At 71.9% G+C, this 16271-nt stretch carries 12 protein-coding genes; 9 read left to right on the forward strand and 3 right to left on the reverse strand.

The genetic code is table 11. The annotated features are described in order from the left end of the window. Positions 1-315 precede the first annotated feature (315 nt). Together ABTY20_RS28110 and ABTY20_RS28115 are read right to left on the reverse strand one after the other, a co-directional pair. Positions 316-2712 (reverse strand): MFS transporter, encoded by a 2397-nt coding sequence (locus tag ABTY20_RS28110; protein ID WP_351999854.1) that lies wholly within the window; start codon positions 2710-2712, stop codon positions 316-318. Between the two features lie 155 nt (positions 2713-2867). Beyond that, entirely contained in the window at positions 2868-3311 is a 444-nt protein-coding gene (locus ABTY20_RS28115) for an SRPBCC family protein (protein ID WP_351999855.1), read from the reverse strand. A 312-nt stretch (positions 3312-3623) separates the two neighbouring features. On the opposite strand from ABTY20_RS28115, the gene ABTY20_RS28120 reads away from it, so the two are divergent. Then, a complete protein-coding gene (locus tag ABTY20_RS28120; protein WP_351999856.1) occupies positions 3624-3842 on the forward strand; it encodes a hypothetical protein in 219 nt (72 codons plus the stop codon). Positions 3843-4521: 679 nt separating this feature from the next. After that, complete coding sequence (locus ABTY20_RS28125; RefSeq protein ID WP_351999857.1) at positions 4522-6099, forward strand: alpha/beta hydrolase; 1578 nt, start codon at positions 4522-4524, stop codon at positions 6097-6099. 6 nt (positions 6100-6105) lie between these two features. Here ABTY20_RS28125 and ABTY20_RS28130 read toward each other — a convergent pair whose 3' ends face one another. Beyond that, the gene (locus ABTY20_RS28130; protein ID WP_351999858.1) at positions 6106-6681 is read right to left on the reverse strand and encodes an adenylosuccinate lyase; all 576 of its coding nucleotides are present in this window, start codon (positions 6679-6681) and stop codon (positions 6106-6108) included. 354 nt (positions 6682-7035) lie between these two features. On the opposite strand from ABTY20_RS28130, the gene ABTY20_RS28135 reads away from it, so the two are divergent. The 7 genes from ABTY20_RS28135 to ABTY20_RS28165 all read left to right on the forward strand — a co-directional run bounded on the left by ABTY20_RS28135 (position 7036) and on the right by ABTY20_RS28165 (position 16267). Then, the gene (locus tag ABTY20_RS28135) at positions 7036-8841 is read left to right on the forward strand and encodes a 3-hydroxyacyl-CoA dehydrogenase family protein (protein WP_351999859.1); all 1806 of its coding nucleotides are present in this window, start codon (positions 7036-7038) and stop codon (positions 8839-8841) included. Between the two features lie 163 nt (positions 8842-9004). Beyond that, entirely contained in the window at positions 9005-9817 is an 813-nt protein-coding gene (locus ABTY20_RS28140) for a TetR family transcriptional regulator (RefSeq protein WP_351999860.1), read from the forward strand. A gap of 379 nt (positions 9818-10196) precedes the next feature. Beyond that, on the forward strand, positions 10197-11540 hold the full coding sequence (gene ccrA / locus ABTY20_RS28145; protein WP_351999861.1) for a crotonyl-CoA carboxylase/reductase: 1344 nt from the start codon (positions 10197-10199) through the stop codon (positions 11538-11540). Between the two features lie 14 nt (positions 11541-11554). Continuing rightward, positions 11555-13582: an ethylmalonyl-CoA mutase gene (locus ABTY20_RS28150; RefSeq protein ID WP_351999862.1), complete on the forward strand. Its 2028-nt coding sequence runs from the start codon at positions 11555-11557 to the stop codon at positions 13580-13582. Beyond that, on the forward strand, positions 13579-14541 hold the full coding sequence (locus ABTY20_RS28155; protein WP_351999863.1) for an HpcH/HpaI aldolase/citrate lyase family protein: 963 nt from the start codon (positions 13579-13581) through the stop codon (positions 14539-14541). The genes ABTY20_RS28150 and ABTY20_RS28155 overlap by 4 nt, the downstream gene beginning before the upstream one ends. A gap of 5 nt (positions 14542-14546) precedes the next feature. Next, positions 14547-15059, forward strand: coding sequence for a MaoC family dehydratase (locus tag ABTY20_RS28160; RefSeq protein ID WP_351999864.1), 513 nt, complete (start codon positions 14547-14549; stop codon positions 15057-15059). A gap of 2 nt (positions 15060-15061) precedes the next feature. Beyond that, positions 15062-16267: an acyl-CoA dehydrogenase family protein gene (locus ABTY20_RS28165; RefSeq protein WP_351999865.1), complete on the forward strand. Its 1206-nt coding sequence runs from the start codon at positions 15062-15064 to the stop codon at positions 16265-16267. The last annotated feature ends 4 nt before the right edge of the window (positions 16268-16271 follow it).

Raw genomic sequence — 16271 nt, forward strand, 5'->3', positions numbered from 1 at the left:
GTACGGAAATCTGCAAATTTTAAAGGGAGTAAATTTTGAATGGGCCGCCTCACCCGCGCACGACCGCCTCCACCGCGGCGACGGCCTCCGCCAGTCCGGGGGGGGATGGGGCAGGCCCGCCGCCCGCTGCCCCGCCCAGCCGGGGCCGAGCGTCAGGACGACCGGTTTCCTGCGGGCGCCGCGCACCCCCCACTCGATCGCCGCGACGTGCTGGGCCAGCGGCCGGCCGGCCGTGGTCCGCGACGCGCGGGACGGCTGAGGGCCCCCGTGCCCGGCGCGCCGGGGAGCGCACCGGCCGGCGGGTGACGGGCCGTCTCAGTCCTCGTGCCCCAGCTGGAGGTCGCGTTCCGTACGGCCCCCGCCGGCCACCTGGAGCACGGTCGCGACCGGTGGGTAACCGGCGGCGATGACGGTGTACTCGCCCGACGCCAGGTCGACGAACCGGAAGGTGCCGTCGGGTCCGGTGGTGAGGGTGTCGACGACGTTGCCCGCGGCGTCCAGCAGGGTCACGCGCGCCTCCTCGACCGGCCGTCCGCCGCCGGCCCGCACCGTGCCGCGCAGCACGGCGCCGCCGGCCAGCTCGACGTCCTGGCGGGTCTCGCGGGCGGCCTGGACGGTGACGGGGAGGGCGGCCGGACGGAAGGCGGGCGCGCTCGCGGCGAGGGTGTACTCGCCGGCCACCAGCTCGGTGATCACGTACCCGCCCTCGCGGCCGCTGCGGGTGCTGGCGACGACCTCCCCGTGGACGTTGGTGAGGGTGACGGCGGCGTCCCGCACCGGTGTGCCGTCGGCGGTGACCACGCTGCCGGCCAGGCGGCCCGCGCCGCCGAGGACGACGTCGAGTTCCACGGGTCGCTCGCCGACGGTCACGGAGACCGCCTGCGGCTGGTGACCGCCCGCGGCGGCGATCAGGACGTACGATCCCGGGCCGGGCGTGGCCAGCGCGTACCGCCCGTCCTCACCGCTGGCGCCCCGTCCGGTCTGCTGTCCGGAGACGTCGATGAGGGTGAGCGCCGCGCGCGGTACGGCGGTCCCGTCGGGGTGCTGCACGGTGCCGCAGACGGGGATGCCGCCGGTGTGGGGCGGGCGTGCCTGCGGCACCCGCGTGGTGGGGCGGGGTGCTTCCTGGGCCGGGTCGGCGGTGGGGGCGTGGTGGGACACCAGTGGTTTCTCCTTGAGGAAGAAGGCGATGAGCAGACCGAGGACGAGCACCGGCACCAGGTGGAGGAAGATGCGGGGCATGGCGTCGGCGTAGGCCTGCACATAGGCGTCGCGCAGCCCGGGCGGCAGCGCGTGCACGAGCTCGGGGGTGATCGACTCGGGGTCGGGCGTGCTCGCGTCGGGGGGGAGGCGCTCGTCGAGCGCGTCGGTGAGCCGGCCGGCGAAGAGGGTGCCGAAGACGGCGGCGCCGACGCTGCCGCCGATCTGCCGGAAGTAGTTGTTGGCGCTGGTGGCGACACCGAGGTCGGCGGGGCGCACGGAGTTCTGCACGGCGAGGATCAGCACCGGCATCACCATGCCGATGCCGGCGCCGAGGACGGTCATCCAGATGCCGTAGTGCAGCCGGGGCGTGCCGGTTTCCAGGCGGGAGAGCAGCCACATGCCGACGACGGAGAGGGCGGTGCCGACGACGGGGTGCCACCGGTAGCGGCCGGTGCGGCTGATGAGCTGCCCGGAGGCGATCGAGGCACCGACGATGCCGCCCGTCATGGGCAGCATCAGCAGCCCGGACTCGGTGGCGGAGACCCCGTCGACCATCTGCAGGTACGTCGGGAGGTAGCTGGCGGCGCCGAACAGGGCGACGCCGGTCACCAGGCCCACCAGGCCGGTGACGTTGAAGACGGAGTCCCGGAACAGCCTGAGGGGGATGAGGGGTTCGGCGGCGAAGCGCTCGACGACGAGGAAGAGGACGCCGGCCGCCGCCGCGCCCGCGCCGAGGCCGAGCACGGTGCGGGAGTCCCAGGCGTACTCGGTGCCGCCCCAGGTGGTCAGCAGCACCAGGCAGGTGGAGGCGGCGGCCAGCAGCAGCGTGCCGAGGACGTCGAAACGGCCCCGGGCGGCCGGCTTGGGGAGCTCGAGCACCAGGGCGACGACGACCATGGTGACGATGCCGAAGGGGACGTTGACGTAGAAGCACCAGCGCCAGGAGAGGTGGTCGGTGAAGTAGCCGCCGAGCAGCGGTCCGGCGACGGAGGCGAGACCGAAGGCGGCCCCGATCATCCCCATGTAGCGGCCGCGCCGGCGCGCGGGCACGATGTCCGCGATGATCGCCTGGACGCCGATCATCAAACCGCCCGCGCCGACGCCCTGCACCGCGCGGTAGGCGATCAGCTGGTCCATGGTCGTCGCGCGGCCGGCCAGCGCGGAGCCGATGACGAAGACGAGGATCGCGAACTGGAAGACGCCCTTGCGGCCGAACAGGTCGCCGAGCTTGCCGTAGACCGGCAGTCCGACGGTGGAGGTGAGCAGGTAGGCGGTGATCGCCCAGGACATGTTGTCGAGACCGTGCAGCTCGCCGACGATCCTGGGGAGCGCGGTGGCGACGATCATCTGCTCCAGCGCGGCCAGCAGCAGCGCGAGCATCAGGGCGAGGAAGACCAGCCGGACCCGGCGCGGGCTCAGGCCCTGCCCGGCGTCCGGTGCCGGGGGCGGCGGGCCCCCGGCCGGTGGCGCCGTGACCGGCTCGTCCTGCGTCAGAGTGATCCCGCCCACGTGCCGCTCCCCTCGTCGCACCGCCGGACACTTCCCGCGTGAAAGCGACAACTACGGGCAAGCACGGTGAGTTACGGGACGGGGAAGGGTCGTGACGAGATCACTCGAACCGGTGAGGAGCCAACTCCGCACGCCTCACGAGGGGTTGTCGCCCCTCACTGCTCGAGCTCCGCGGCCAGCCGGGCCAGCAGGGCGTCGTGGATCCGGGCGAGGCCCTTGGGCGCGAAGGTCTTCTCGAAGAAGCCGCCGATGCCTCCGGCGCCGTTCCAGACGGTGGTCACGACGACCCGGGAGCGGCCCTCGCCGGCCGGGGTGACCCGCCAGGTGGTGACCATGGAGGAGTTGCGGTCCTTCTCGACCAGCTCGCCGTCGGTCGGCTCGGTGACCTCCAGGAGGCAGTCGCGGACACGCTTGCTGGTGGCCTGGAGCTTCCAGTGCACGAGGGTGCCCTCGCCGTCGCCGCCCTCGCGGACCTCGTACTCGCTGTACTGCTCGGGCATCACCTTCGCCCGTGTGCCGCTGTAGTCGGCGAGGGCGTCGAACACCGTCTCCGCGTCCGCCGCGACGATCCGCTCCGTAGTGGCCTCGACCTGCGCCATCGCTTACCTCCAGGGCATGGGTTCTCGGGTCGGGGCAAGCCAACCACCCCGGTGCCCGGCCGCCCAAATCGGGGGTTCGGTTGTGATCGGGAGGGTGACCGAAGATGTCGCCCGCACGATCAGAGGAACTCGTGTTCTATTCTGTGGCGCAGCGATCCCGGGGAGGGCGTCATGCGCCGGCATGGCCCCTCACCGGACCGCGGAGACGGCCGGGCCGGCAGCGCGGGGGCGGTCACGGCCCGCGCCTGCGGCACGCCGGGTCCCCGTGGCGCGCCCTTCTCCCACGTCCCCCTTCACCTGGAGTGGTCTCCCATGGTCAGCGCACCGCAGGCCGACAGGGTCTGGAAGAACATGACCGCATCGATCACGGACCGGGACGACCACGGCCTGCGGCCCACCGCACCCCGGGCGGGGGCGGCCGCGTACCGCGCGCTGCTCCAGGGCGGCGGCGCGGGCCGGGCGGACGGCGCCCCCCTCGGACGGTGGCTGCTCCTGCGCGAGCGCACGACCGATCGGCTGGAGGGCCGGTGAGCCCACGCGGCGCAGGCCCGCGGGCCGCGGCGCGCACGACTACTTCGCACCGGCCGCCCCGCCACCGGACTCAGGCGCGCCGTCGGCGCCGTCCCACCACCAGGACGGCTCCTGCGGCCGGCGCCACGGCCGGTTCCCGCGACCGGTTCGGCGGTGGTGGTTCCCTCGCCCGTCTCGTCCCGGGTGTCCGTCGGGCTCTCCTCCGACAGCCCGTCCGCGGCCAGTGCGTCCGCCCCTCGATGACCTGCCCCTCGGGGGAGGGCGTGTCCGGGTTCGCTCCCGAGCCGATGACGGCCGCCTCGATCCCCTCACCGGCGTCGGCCCGCCACCTCTCCTCGGCCTTCATCGGTCCCGGGTAGCACCGGGCCGGCGACGCGTCGGCGGCGCGGGCGACCGGTGCCGCGCCGAGCGCCACCAGGACGGCCGTCGCGGTGGCAGGGGCGGGACGGAGGAGTCGATCCGTGCGTCACACCGGATCACGGTCCTCGCGCCCCGCCGAGGCGCGAGGCGCACCGGCCCGACCCGACTGACGCTCCTTCGGAGGCGTTCGAGCGGATCCGGCGACCCGATCGGGTCAAGAATCAGCGGAACGCGTTCGAACGGGGGCCCCTACCGGGACGATGCCGCGTGAGCCGTGAGCCCGCGGTCCGCAGCACCTCCGTCCCGGGAGAGCCCCCTCATGAGAAAACGCGCAGCCGTGCTGTGCGGTGCCGCCGTCGTGCTGGCCGGAAGCCTCACGGCCGCGCCCGCCGAGGCCGGCGCCCCGCGCGCCACGGAGACCTTCCACGTCGCGGAACCCGCGTGGGAGAAGTGCGGGACCGACGAGTACCCGACGCTGCAGTGCGCGTCCGTCGAGGTGCCGCTCGACCACGCCGAACCGGCCGGGCGGAGGATCACGCTCGCGCTGTCCCGTGTCCCGCACACCGCACAGGAGTACCAGGGCCCCCTGCTGGTGAACCCCGGCGGCCCCGGCGGCAGCGGTCTGACGCTCGCCGGGTTCGTCGCGGCGGCGCTGCCCGGGCAGGTGGCCGCCCAGTACGACGTCGTCGGCTTCGACCCCCGCGGAGTGGGCGCGAGCGAACCGGCGCTCGACTGCCGGCCCGGCCACTTCGACCCGGTGCGCCCGGACCCGGTGCCGGTCTCGCCCGAGGCCGAGCGGGCGAACCTGGCGCGCGTGCGGTCGTTCGCCGCGGCCTGCGGGCGCGAGCACGCCGAGCTGCTGCCGCACCTCGACACGGACAGCACGGCGCGCGACATGGACGTGATCCGGCGGGCGCTGGGCGCCAGGAAGCTCAATTACCTCGGGTACTCCTACGGCACCTATCTGGGCGCCGTCTACGCCAAGCTCTTCCCGCAGCGGGTGCGGCGCATGGTCCTGGACTCGGTCGTCGACCCCACCGGGGTCTGGTACGACGCCAACCTGAACCAGGACCACGCGTTCGACGACCGCCACCGCGCCTTCCTGGCCTGGGTCGCCCGGCACGACTCCGCGTACGGACTGGGCACCGATCCGGAGAAGGTCGAAGCCGCCTGGTACGCGATGCGCGCGGCCCTGAAGGAGGACCCGGCCGGCGGCAGGGTGGGCGCCGCCGAGCTGGAGGACACCTACCTCCCGGGCGGCTACTACAACGGCTACTGGCCCCATCTCGCGGAGGCGTTCTCGGCGTACGCGAACGAACGGGACGCCGGGCCGCTGATCGAGGCGTACGAGAACTTCGCCGCGGGCGACGCCGCCGCCGACAACGGCTACAGCGTCTACACCGCGGTGCAGTGCCGGGACGCCCCCTGGCCGCGTGACTGGCGGCAGTGGCGCAAGGACACCTGGGAGGCGCACGGGCGGGCGCCGTTCATGGCCTGGAACAACGCCTGGTACAACGCGCCGTGCGCGTTCTGGCCGACCGGTTCCCTGCGGCCCCGGCGCGTCCGCAACGACAAGCTGCCGCCCGTGCTGCTGTTCCAGGCGACGCACGACGCGGCGACCCCGTACCAGGGCGGTGTCACCGTCCACCGGCTGCTGGCCCGCTCCAGCCTGGTGGTCGAGTCGGGCGGCGGCAACCACGGCGTCACCCTGAGCGGGAACGCCTGCCTGGACCGGCACCTGACGGCCTACCTGGCCGACGGGACCGTGCCGCGCGGGGGCGGCGGGGCCGACGCGGTGTGCGCGGCGCTGCCCGACCCCGAGCCGCTGACCTCGAAGGCGGCGCCGACGTCGGCACGCGGTTCGACCCTGCACGGCCTGCTCGGCTTCCGCCGCTGAGCGGCCTCAGCGCGGCCGGCGGATCCGGGCCAGCGCGCGCACCGCCGCCTCGGCCAGCGCCGGATGGGCGAGGGCGTCCTCGAGCACGGGCTCGGCGCGCGGGTCGCCGAGTTCGCCCAGGCCCTCCACACAGGCCAGCGCGACCCGGCGGTACGGATCGTGGGGGTGCAGACGCCGCCGCAACGTGGTGATCAGGGCGGGGACCGCCTCGGGGGCGCGCAGCGCGGTCAGCAGGCGGACGGGGTGCAGGGCGTAGGCGACCCGGAGTTCGTTGGTGGCGAGGGCGGCGGCGGCGCGGGCGGTGCGCGGGTCGCCGAGGCGGGCGAGGGCGTGGGCGGCGGCGGCGCAGCGGGGCGGGTCGCGGTGGTTGAGGAACAGCACCAGCGCCTCGAACGCCCGCCGGTCCCCCGCCAGCCCCAGCCGGAACGCGGCCAGTTCCCGCGCCCACAGCGGCCGCCCGGCCTCGGTGAGGACGCCGGCCAGGAGGTCGGGGTCGTCCGCGGCCAGGAGACGCTCGTACTCCGCCGATCCACCCGATTCCGCCCGTAAGCGTTCCGTGAGCGATCGCACCTCTTCGTCCATGCCCCAGAGGTTAGAGGCCGGGCGGGGCGTCCGGGACGTACCTCACGAACCCCGGGGGCTGGCGCGCTCGTTACCCGCGGGTTAAGCTCAGACGAGCGAGTTACCCACTCGCACCCCTCCTCGCGGCGGTCTGGTGACGCGGCCGTCGTGAGTCGCAGTCGGTTCGGTACCCCGTGTACCGCAGTACGGCTCGGCCCCGGGACAGGGCCGGCCGGATCCGCCGTCGCTCCCTCGACGGCGCCGGGCGTGTGCGCTCGCAGCCCGGTCCACACCCGCATTCCGTACGCACCCGGTGCGCCCTCCGGCGCACCCGGGCGTGTTTCCCGTCGTCACCCTCATTCCTGGAGTCCCGCGATGGCCACTCCCCTGTCCGACACCCCTCCGTCCCCGCTCCGGACCGTCGCCGTGGTCGGCCTCGGCACGATGGGCACCGGCATCGCCGAGGTCCTGGCCGCCGCCGGCCGCGACGTGATCGGCATCGACGTCAGCGAGGCCCAGGCGGCCCGGTGCGTCGCCGCCCTGGAGGCCTCGACCGCCCGCGCCGTGGAGCGCGGCCGGCTGACCGGGGAGCGGCGCGCGGACCTCCTCGCCCGCGTCGCCACCTCGACCGACCTCAGGGCCGCGGCCGACGCCGACCTGGTGATCGAGGTGGCCCCGGAGTCGTACGAGATCAAGCAGCAGATCCTGCGCGAACTCGACGCGGTCGTGCGGCCGGAGGCCATCCTGGCGACCGGCACCAACGCCCTGTCCGTCACCCGGCTCGCCGCCGACTCCGCCCGCCCCGAGCGGGTGCTGGGCATGCACTTCTTCAACCCGGCTCCGGCGATGAAACTGGTCGAGATCGTCTCCTCGGTGCTGACCGCCCCCGCGGCCGTCACCGCGGTCACCCACCTCGCCCTGGACCTCGGCAAGGAGCCGGTCGCGGTCGGTGACCGGCCCGGCTTCGTCGCCGACGGCCTGCTGTTCGGCTACCTCAACCAGGCCGCCGCGATGTACGAGGCGAACTACGCCTCCCGCGAGGACATCGACGCCGCGATGCGGCTGGGCTGCGGGCTGCCCATGGGTCCGCTGGCGCTGCTCGACCTGATCGGCGTCGACACCGCGCGCACGGTCCTGGAGGCCATGTACGCCGAGTCCCGCGACCGGCTGCACGCCCCGGCCCCGATCCTCAAGCAGCTCAGCGAGGCGGGCCTGACGGGCCGCAAGGCGGGGCGCGGCTTCTACACCTACGAGGCCCCCGGCAGCGGGACCGTCGTGCGGGACGCCCTGACCCCGCCGGAGGGCGGTTCCCCCACCGCCGGCCGGCCGGTGCGTTCGGTGGGGGTCGCGGGCTCCGGCACCATGGCCTCCGGCATCGCCGAGGTCTTCGCCAGGGCCGGCTACGAGGTGGTCCTGGCCGCCCGCAGCGCGGAGAAGGCGCAGAGCGCCAAGGCCCGGATCGGGAAGAACCTGGCGCGCTCGGTCGACAAGGGCCGGATGACCGCCGAGGCCGCCGCCCGGGCCCTGGAGCGGGTGCGTCCGACGGGCGCCTACGACGACTTCGCCGACGTCGACCTCGCGCTCGAGGCGGTCGCCGAGGACCTGGAGGTCAAGCGGCAGCTGTTCGCGACGCTGGACAAGGTCTGCAAGCCGGGCGCGGTGCTCGCCACCACCACGTCCTCCCTCCCGGTCGTCGCCTGCGCCCGCGCCACCTCGCGGCCGCAGGACGTGATCGGCATGCACTTCTTCAACCCCGCGCCGGCCATGAAACTGGTCGAGGTGGTGCGCACCGTGCTGACCGCGGACGACGTCCACGCCACCGTGCGCGAGGTCTGCGGCACGATCCGCAAGCACGCCGTGGACTGCGGCGACCGGGCCGGCTTCATCGTGAACGCGCTGCTGTTCCCGTACCTCAACAACGCGATCAAGATGGTGCAGGAGCACTACGCCTCCCTCGACGACATCGACGCCGCGATGAGGCTGGGCGGCGGCTACCCGATGGGGCCGTTCGAACTGCTCGACGTCGTCGGCCTCGACGTCTCGCTGGCCATCGAGAAGGTGCTGCACCGCGAGTTCCGCGACCCGGGCCTCGCCCCGGCGCCGCTGCTGGAGCACCTGGTGGCCGCGGGCTGCCTCGGCCGCAAGACCGGCCGTGGCTTCCGCGAATATGCCAAGCGCTGAACCGCCTCCCGGCGACCGGTTCGACGGCGGCGCCCAGTGGGGCGGACTGCTCGACCCCGACCGGTTCCCGCCGCCGGTCCCCGGCGCCCCTCCCCCGCCCGCCGAGGGCGGGGGAGGCCCCGGCCGTGCGCACCGAGCCGCGCGCATGCAGTACGTTCGGGGCATGTCCCAGCCCGCCAAGTCCGCACGTACGTCAGCCACGACCGAGCCGCCGGAAAGCGCCGCAGGCTCCCGTGCCGCCGCCCAGCGGCTCAAGATGCGCCGGGAACTGGCGGCCGCCGCGATGGAGCTGTTCGCGACCAAGGGGTACGAGGCCACCACCGTCGACGAGATCGCGGCCGCCGCCGGGGTCGCCCGCCGCACCTTCTTCCGCCACTTCCGCTCCAAGGAGGAGGCGATCTTCCCCGACCACGACGACACCCTGGTCCGCGCCGAGGCGGTGCTCAACGCCGCCCCCGCGCACGAGCATCCGCTCGACACGGTGTGCCGGGGCATCAAGGAGGTCATGAGGATGTACGCGGCGCGGCCGGAGATCTCGGTCGCCCGCTACCGGCTGACGCGCGAGGTGCCCACCCTGCGCGAGGCCGAGATCGCGTCGGTGGCCCGCTACGAGCGCCTGTTCACCCGCTACCTCCTCGGCCACTTCGACGAGCACGCGCACGACGACGACGCCAACGACGACCCGCTGCTGGCGGAGGTCGCCGCGTCCGCCGTGGTCACCGCGCACAACCACGTGCTGCGGCGCTGGCTCAGGGCCGACGGGCAGGGCGACGTGGAGGCCCAGCTGGACCACGCCTTCGCGATCGTCCGCAAGACCTTCGGCAGCGGGATCATGGCGGGCCGGCGCACCGCCTCCCCGAAGCCGCCGACCGCCTCGGTCTCCGCGCACGGCGAGGTCCTGGTGACGGTCGCGCACGTGGACGCCCCGCTGGACGAGGTGATGCGGACCATCGAGCAGGCGCTCAAGGAGCGCTGAACAGCCCCTCGCCGCTGTGACGACGGCCACCCCACGGGGTGGCCGTTTTGCCATGTCAGGGCCCCTTTCGCCCCCGTCCCCCGGCCCGTTCGATCGATCATCGCTCATCTGATGGGTAAAGATTTCACCTGAGCTCAAGTTCTGGCACGCAGTGCCTTGCCGGATGACACGGCGTGCCATACGTTGAAGGAGTCCGGGCGAGTCCCGGCGGGCCCACCGCCCGCACGTCCGGACGCCTGCGTCACAGGCAACCTCCCGCGCACACCACGCGCTGCCGAAGCACCACCGCCGAACCGACGGCACCCCTCACCCCTCAGCAGCACACCGACGTACCCCTCAGCGCCCCTCCCTCAGGGCGCACACCGCCGGAGGCAACACCGTGACCGTCAAGGACATCCTGGCCGCGATCCAGTCGCCCGACTCCACGTCGGAGGACTTCGCCGCCCTGCCGCTCCCCGAGTCGTACCGCGCGATCACCGTGCACAAGGACGAGACGGAGATGTTCGCGGGCCTCGAGACCCGCGACAAGGACCCCCGCAAGTCGATCCACCTGGACGACGTGCCGCTGCCCGAACTCGGCCCGGGTGAGGCGCTGGTGGCCGTCATGGCCTCCTCGGTCAACTACAACTCGGTGTGGACCTCGATCTTCGAGCCGCTGTCCACCTTCGGGTTCCTCGAGCGCTACGGCCGCACCAGCGAGCTGGCCAGGCGCCACGACCTGCCGTACCACATCATCGGCTCCGACCTGGCGGGCGTCGTGCTGCGCACCGGCCCCGGCGTCAACTCCTGGAAGCCCGGCGACGAGGTCGTCGCCCACTGCCTCTCCGTCGAGCTGGAGTCGTCCGACGGCCACAACGACACGATGCTCGACCCCGAGCAGCGCATCTGGGGCTTCGAGACCAACTTCGGCGGCCTCGCCGAGATCGCCCTGGTGAAGTCCAACCAGCTGATGCCGAAGCCGGACCACCTCAGCTGGGAGGAGGCCGCCGCCCCCGGCCTGGTCAACTCCACCGCCTACCGGCAGCTGGTCTCCCGCAACGGCGCCGGGATGAAGCAGGGCGACAACGTGCTCATCTGGGGCGCGAGCGGCGGTCTCGGCTCCTACGCCACCCAGTTCGCGCTGGCCGGCGGCGCCAACCCGATCTGCGTCGTCTCCAGCGACCAGAAGGCGGAGATCTGCCGCTCGATGGGCGCCGAGGCGATCATCGACCGCAGCGCCGAGGGCTACAGGTTCTGGAAGGACGAGAACACCCAGGACCCCAAGGAGTGGAAGCGCTTCGGCAAGCGCATCCGCGAGCTCACCGGCGGCGAGGACATCGACATCGTCTTCGAGCACCCCGGCCGCGAGACCTTCGGCGCCTCGGTGTACGTCACCCGCAAGGGCGGCACCATCACCACGTGCGCCTCGACCTCGGGCTACATGCACCAGTACGACAACCGCTACCTGTGGATGTCGCTGAAGCGCATCATCGGCTCGCACTTCGCCAACTACCGCGAGGCCTGGGAGGCCAACCGGCTGATCGCGAAGGGCAGGATCCACCCGACCCTGTCGAAGGTGTACTCCCTGGAGGACACCGGCCAGGCCGCCTACGACGTGCACCGCAACCTGCACCAGGGCAAGGTCGGCGTGCTGTGCCTGGCGCCCGGGGAGGGTCTCGGCGTGCGCGACCACGAGAAGCGGGCCGAGCACATCGACGCCATCAACCGCTTCCGGAACGTCTGAGGGCGGGCGCAGCCATGACAGAGCGTCAGAAGGACCGTCCGTGGCTCATGCGGACGTACGCCGGCCACTCGACCGCCGAGGCGTCCAACGAGCTGTACCGGCGCAACCTCGCCAAGGGGCAGACGGGTCTGTCGGTCGCCTTCGACCTGCCGACCCAGACCGGCTACGACCCCGACCACGTCCTCGCCCGCGGCGAGGTCGGCCGGGTCGGGGTGCCGGTGGCCCACCTCGGCGACATGCGCCGGCTGTTCCAGGACATCCCCCTGGAGCAGATGAACACCTCGATGACGATCAACGCCACCGCCATGTGGCTGCTGGCGCTCTACCAGGTCGTCGCCGAGGAGCAGGGCGCGGACATCACCAGGCTCCAGGGCACGACCCAGAACGACATCGTCAAGGAGTACCTGTCCCGCGGGACGCACGTCTTCCCGCCGGGGCCCTCGCTCCGCCTGACGACCGACATGATCGCGTACACGGTCTCCCGCATCCCGAAGTGGAACCCGATCAACATCTGCAGCTACCACCTGCAGGAGGCCGGGGCCACACCGGTGCAGGAGATCGCGTACGCGATGTCCACCGCGATCGCCGTGCTCGACGCGGTGCGCGACAGCGGCCAGGTGCCGCAGGAGCGCATGGGCGACGTGGTCGGCCGCATCTCCTTCTTCGTGAACGCGGGCGTCCGCTTCGTCGAGGAGATGTGCAAGATGCGCGCGTTCGGCCGCATCTGGGACACCCTCACCCGCGAGCGGTACGGCATCGAGGACCCCCGGCACCGCCGCTTCCGCTACGGCGTCCAGGTCAACTCCCTCGGACTGACCGAGGCGCAGCCGGAGAACAACGTCCAGCGGATCGTGCTGGAGATGCTGGCCGTCACCCTCTCCAAGGACGCCCGCGCGCGTGCCGTGCAGCTGCCGGCCTGGAACGAGGCACTCGGCCTGCCCCGCCCCTGGGACCAGCAGTGGTCGCTGCGCATCCAGCAGGTCCTCGCCTACGAGAGCGACCTGCTGGAGTACGAGGACATCTTCGAGGGCTCGAAGGTGATCGAGGCCAAGGTCGAGGAGCTGGTCGCGGAGGCGACGGCGGAGATCGGGCGGATCCAGGAGATGGGCGGCGCGATGGCCGCCGTGGAGTCCGGCTACCTCAAGTCCCGGCTGGTCTCCTCGCACGCCGAACGCCGCGCCCGGATCGAGTCCGGCGAGGAGAAGATCATCGGGGTCAACGCCTTCGAGTCCACCGAGCCCAACCCGCTCACCGCCGACCTGGACACCGCGATCCAGACCGTCGACCCCGCGGTCGAGGCCCGGGTCGTCGCCTCGCTGCGGAACTGGCGCGACACGCGCTACCAGCCGCCCTTCAACCACCCGCGCCCGTGCAAGGCGCTGGAGAAGCTGAAGGAGGCCGCGCGCGGCACCGACAACCTCATGGAGGCCACCCTGGAGTGCGCCCGGGCCGGCGTCACCACCGGCGAGTGGGCCGGCGCGCTGCGCGAGGTGTTCGGCGAGTTCCGGGCGCCGACCGGGGTCTCCTCGGCCCCGGTGGCGGTCGCCGCCGAGGAGGGCTCCGCCCTGTCGGAGGTCCGCCGGAAGGTGGAACTCACAGCGAAGGACCTGGGCGTGGGCAAGCTGCGCTTCCTGGTCGGCAAGCCCGGCCTGGACGGTCACTCCAACGGCGCCGAGCAGATCGCCGTGCGGGCCCGCGACGCCGGGTTCGAGGTGGTCTACCAGGGCATCCGGCTCACCCCCGAGCAGATCGTGGACGCCGCGCTGGCGGAGGACGTGCACGCGGTGGGCCTGTCGATCCTCTCCGGTTCGCACGCCCGGCTGGTGCCGGACGTGCTCGAACGGCTCCGTGTGGCCGGCGCCACGGACATTCCCGTGATCGCCGGTGGCATCATCCCCAGCGGTGACGCCGAACAGCTGCGGGCCGCGGGAGTCGCCGCGGTCTTCACCCCGAAGGACTTCGACATCACCGGGATCATCGGCCGCATCGTCGACGAGATCCGCCACGCGAACAAGCTCGACCCCCTGGAGGTCCCCGCATGACGACCGTCAACCGCCTTCGCCCCCGCCGCTCCTGTCTGGCGGTCCCGGGAAGCAACCCGCGCTTCCTGGAGAAGGCGCAGGGCCTCCCGGCGGACCAGGTCTTCCTGGACCTCGAGGACGCCTGCGCGCCGCTCGCCAAGCCCGAGGCGCGGCACACCATCGTGAAGTTCCTCAACGAGGGCGACTGGACCGGCAAGACCCGTGTCGTGCGCGTCAACGACTGGACGACCGAGTGGACGTACCGGGACGTCGTGACGGTCGTCGAGGGGGCCGGCCCGAACCTCGACTGCATCATGCTGCCGAAGGTTCAGGACGCCCAGCAGGTCGTCGCCCTCGACCTGCTGCTGACGCAGATCGAGAAGACGATGGGCTTCGAGGTCGGCAGGATCGGCATCGAGGCGCAGATCGAGAACGCCCGCGGCCTGAACAACGTCAACGAGATCGCCCAGGCCTCCCCGCGCCTGGAGACCATCATCTTCGGCCCGGCCGACTTCATGGCGTCCATCAACATGAAGTCGCTGGTCGTGGGCGAGCAGCCGCCCGGCTACCCGGCGGACGCCTACCACTACATCCTGATGAGGATCCTGATGGCCGCCCGCGCCAACGACCTCCAGGCGATCGACGGCCCCTACCTGCAGATCCGCAACGTGGACGGCTACCGCGAGGTCGCGCGGCGCGCCGCCGCCCTCGGCTTCGACGGCAAGTGGGTGCTGCACCCGGGCCAGGTCGAGGCGTCCAACGAGATCTTCTCGCCGTCGCAGGAGGACTACGACCACGCCGAGCTGATCCTGGACGCGTACGACTACTACACGTCCGAGGCGGGCGGCAGGAAGGGCTCGGCGATGCTCGGCGACGAGATGATCGACGAGGCCAGCCGCAAGATGGCCCTGGTCATCTCGGGCAAGGGCCGCGCCGCCGGCATGCGGCGCACCAGCAAGTTCGAGATCCCGGAGGGCTGAGCGCCATGCAGTTCGGACGCACCTACGAGGAGTTCGAGGTCGGCGCGGTGTACAAGCACTGGCCGGGAAAGACGGTCACCGAGTACGACGACCACCTGTTCTGCCTCCTCACCATGAACCACCACCCGCTCCACATGGACGCGCACTACGCCGGGAAGACGACGGACTTCGGCAGGAACGTGGTGGTCGGGAACTACGTCTACTCCCTGCTGCTCGGCATGTCGGTGCCCGACGTCTCCGGCAAGGCGATCGCCAACCTGGAGATCGAGTCGCTCCGGCACGTGGCGCCGACCTTCCACGGCGACACGGTCTACGGCGAGACGACCGTGCTCGACAAGTGGCCGTCGAAGTCGAAGGACGACCGCGGCATCGTGCACGTCGAGACCAGGGGCTACAAGCAGGACGGCACCCTGGTGTGCGTGTTCCGCCGCAAGGTGATGGTGCCCACCGAGACGTACATCAAGGAGCGCGGCGGCGAGCAGCCCGGCCGCCCGGAACTCAGGGAGCAGGGGAAGTAGAGATGAGCCGTCTCGCCCGGACCGCGGGTCTGACCGACGTCCAGCAGGAGATCCTCTCCACCGTCCGCGACTTCGTGGACAAGGAGATCATCCCGGTGGCCACCGGGCTGGAGCACCGCGACGAGTACCCGCAGCAGATCGTCGACGGCCTGAAGGAACTCGGCCTCTTCGGCCTGATGATCCCCGAGGAGTACGGGGGCCTGGGCGAGTCGCTCCTCACCTACGCGCTGTGCGTGGAGGAGATCGCCCGCGGCTGGATGTCCGTGTCCGGCATCATCAACACGCACTTCATCGTGGCGTACATGCTCAAGCAGCACGGCACGCAGGAACAGAAGGACCACTTCCTGCCGAGGATGGCGGCCGGCGACGTCCGGGGCGCCTTCTCGATGTCGGAGCCGGGCCTGGGCTCCGATGTGTCGGCCATCACGTCGAAGGCGGTGAAGGACGGCGGGGAGTACGTCCTGAACGGCCAGAAGATGTGGCTGACGAACGGCGGCACGTCGTCGCTGGTGGCCGTTCTGGTGCGAAGTGACGAGGGTCACCCGGAGGGCACGGCGCCGCACAAGTCGATGACCACCTTCCTGGTGGAGAAGGAGCCGGGCTTCGGCGAGGTCCGCCCCGGCCTGACCATCCCCGGCAAGATCGACAAAATGGGCTACAAGGGGGTCGACACCACCGAGCTCATCATGGACGACCTGCGGATTCCCGCCGATCGGGTGCTCGGCGGGGTCACCGGCCGAGGTTTTTACCAAATGATGGACGGCGTCGAGGTGGGCCGCGTCAACGTGGCGGCGCGTGGTTGCGGCGTCGCTCAGCGTGCCTTCGAACTCGGTGTCCGGTACGCCCAGCAGCGTCACACTTTCGGCAAGCCGATCGCCCAGCACCAGGCCGTCCAGTTCAAGCTGGCGGAGATGGCTACCAAGGTGGAGGCCGCGCATGCGATGATGGTGAACGCAGCACGCAAAAAGGATTCAGGAGAACGAAACGACCTCGAAGCGGGGATGGCGAAGTACCTCGCCTCCGAGTACTGCAAGGAGGTCGTGGAGGACGCCTTCCGGATCCACGGCGGCTACGGCTTCTCCAAGGAGTACGAGATCGAGCGCCTCTACCGGGAGGCACCGATGCTGCTGATCGGTGAGGGCACCGCCGAGATCCAGAAGATGATCATCGGCCGCCGACTGCTCGAAGAGTATCGATTCCAGGGCTAGATGT

The organism is Streptomyces sp. NPDC126497 (genome assembly GCF_040302425.1).
GTDB lineage: Bacteria > Actinomycetota > Actinomycetes > Streptomycetales > Streptomycetaceae > Streptomyces.

Bases quoted from the DNA above. Each gene is read 5' to 3' on its own strand.
- ABTY20_RS28115 (WP_351999855.1), bottom strand. From the start codon at position 3,311: ATGGCGCAGGTCGAGGCCACTACGGAGCGGATCGTCGCGGCGGACGCG.
- ABTY20_RS28120 (WP_351999856.1), top strand. From the start codon at position 3,624: ATGGTCAGCGCACCGCAGGCCGACAGGGTCTGGAAGAACATGACCGCA.
- ABTY20_RS28125 (WP_351999857.1), top strand. From the start codon at position 4,522: ATGAGAAAACGCGCAGCCGTGCTGTGCGGTGCCGCCGTCGTGCTGGCC.
- ABTY20_RS28130 (WP_351999858.1), bottom strand. From the start codon at position 6,681: ATGGACGAAGAGGTGCGATCGCTCACGGAACGCTTACGGGCGGAATCG.
- ABTY20_RS28135 (WP_351999859.1), top strand. From the start codon at position 7,036: ATGGCCACTCCCCTGTCCGACACCCCTCCGTCCCCGCTCCGGACCGTC.
- ABTY20_RS28140 (WP_351999860.1), top strand. From the start codon at position 9,005: ATGTCCCAGCCCGCCAAGTCCGCACGTACGTCAGCCACGACCGAGCCG.
- ABTY20_RS28150 (WP_351999862.1), top strand. From the start codon at position 11,555: ATGACAGAGCGTCAGAAGGACCGTCCGTGGCTCATGCGGACGTACGCC.
- ABTY20_RS28155 (WP_351999863.1), top strand. From the start codon at position 13,579: ATGACGACCGTCAACCGCCTTCGCCCCCGCCGCTCCTGTCTGGCGGTC.
- ABTY20_RS28160 (WP_351999864.1), top strand. From the start codon at position 14,547: ATGCAGTTCGGACGCACCTACGAGGAGTTCGAGGTCGGCGCGGTGTAC.
- ABTY20_RS28165 (WP_351999865.1), top strand. From the start codon at position 15,062: ATGAGCCGTCTCGCCCGGACCGCGGGTCTGACCGACGTCCAGCAGGAG.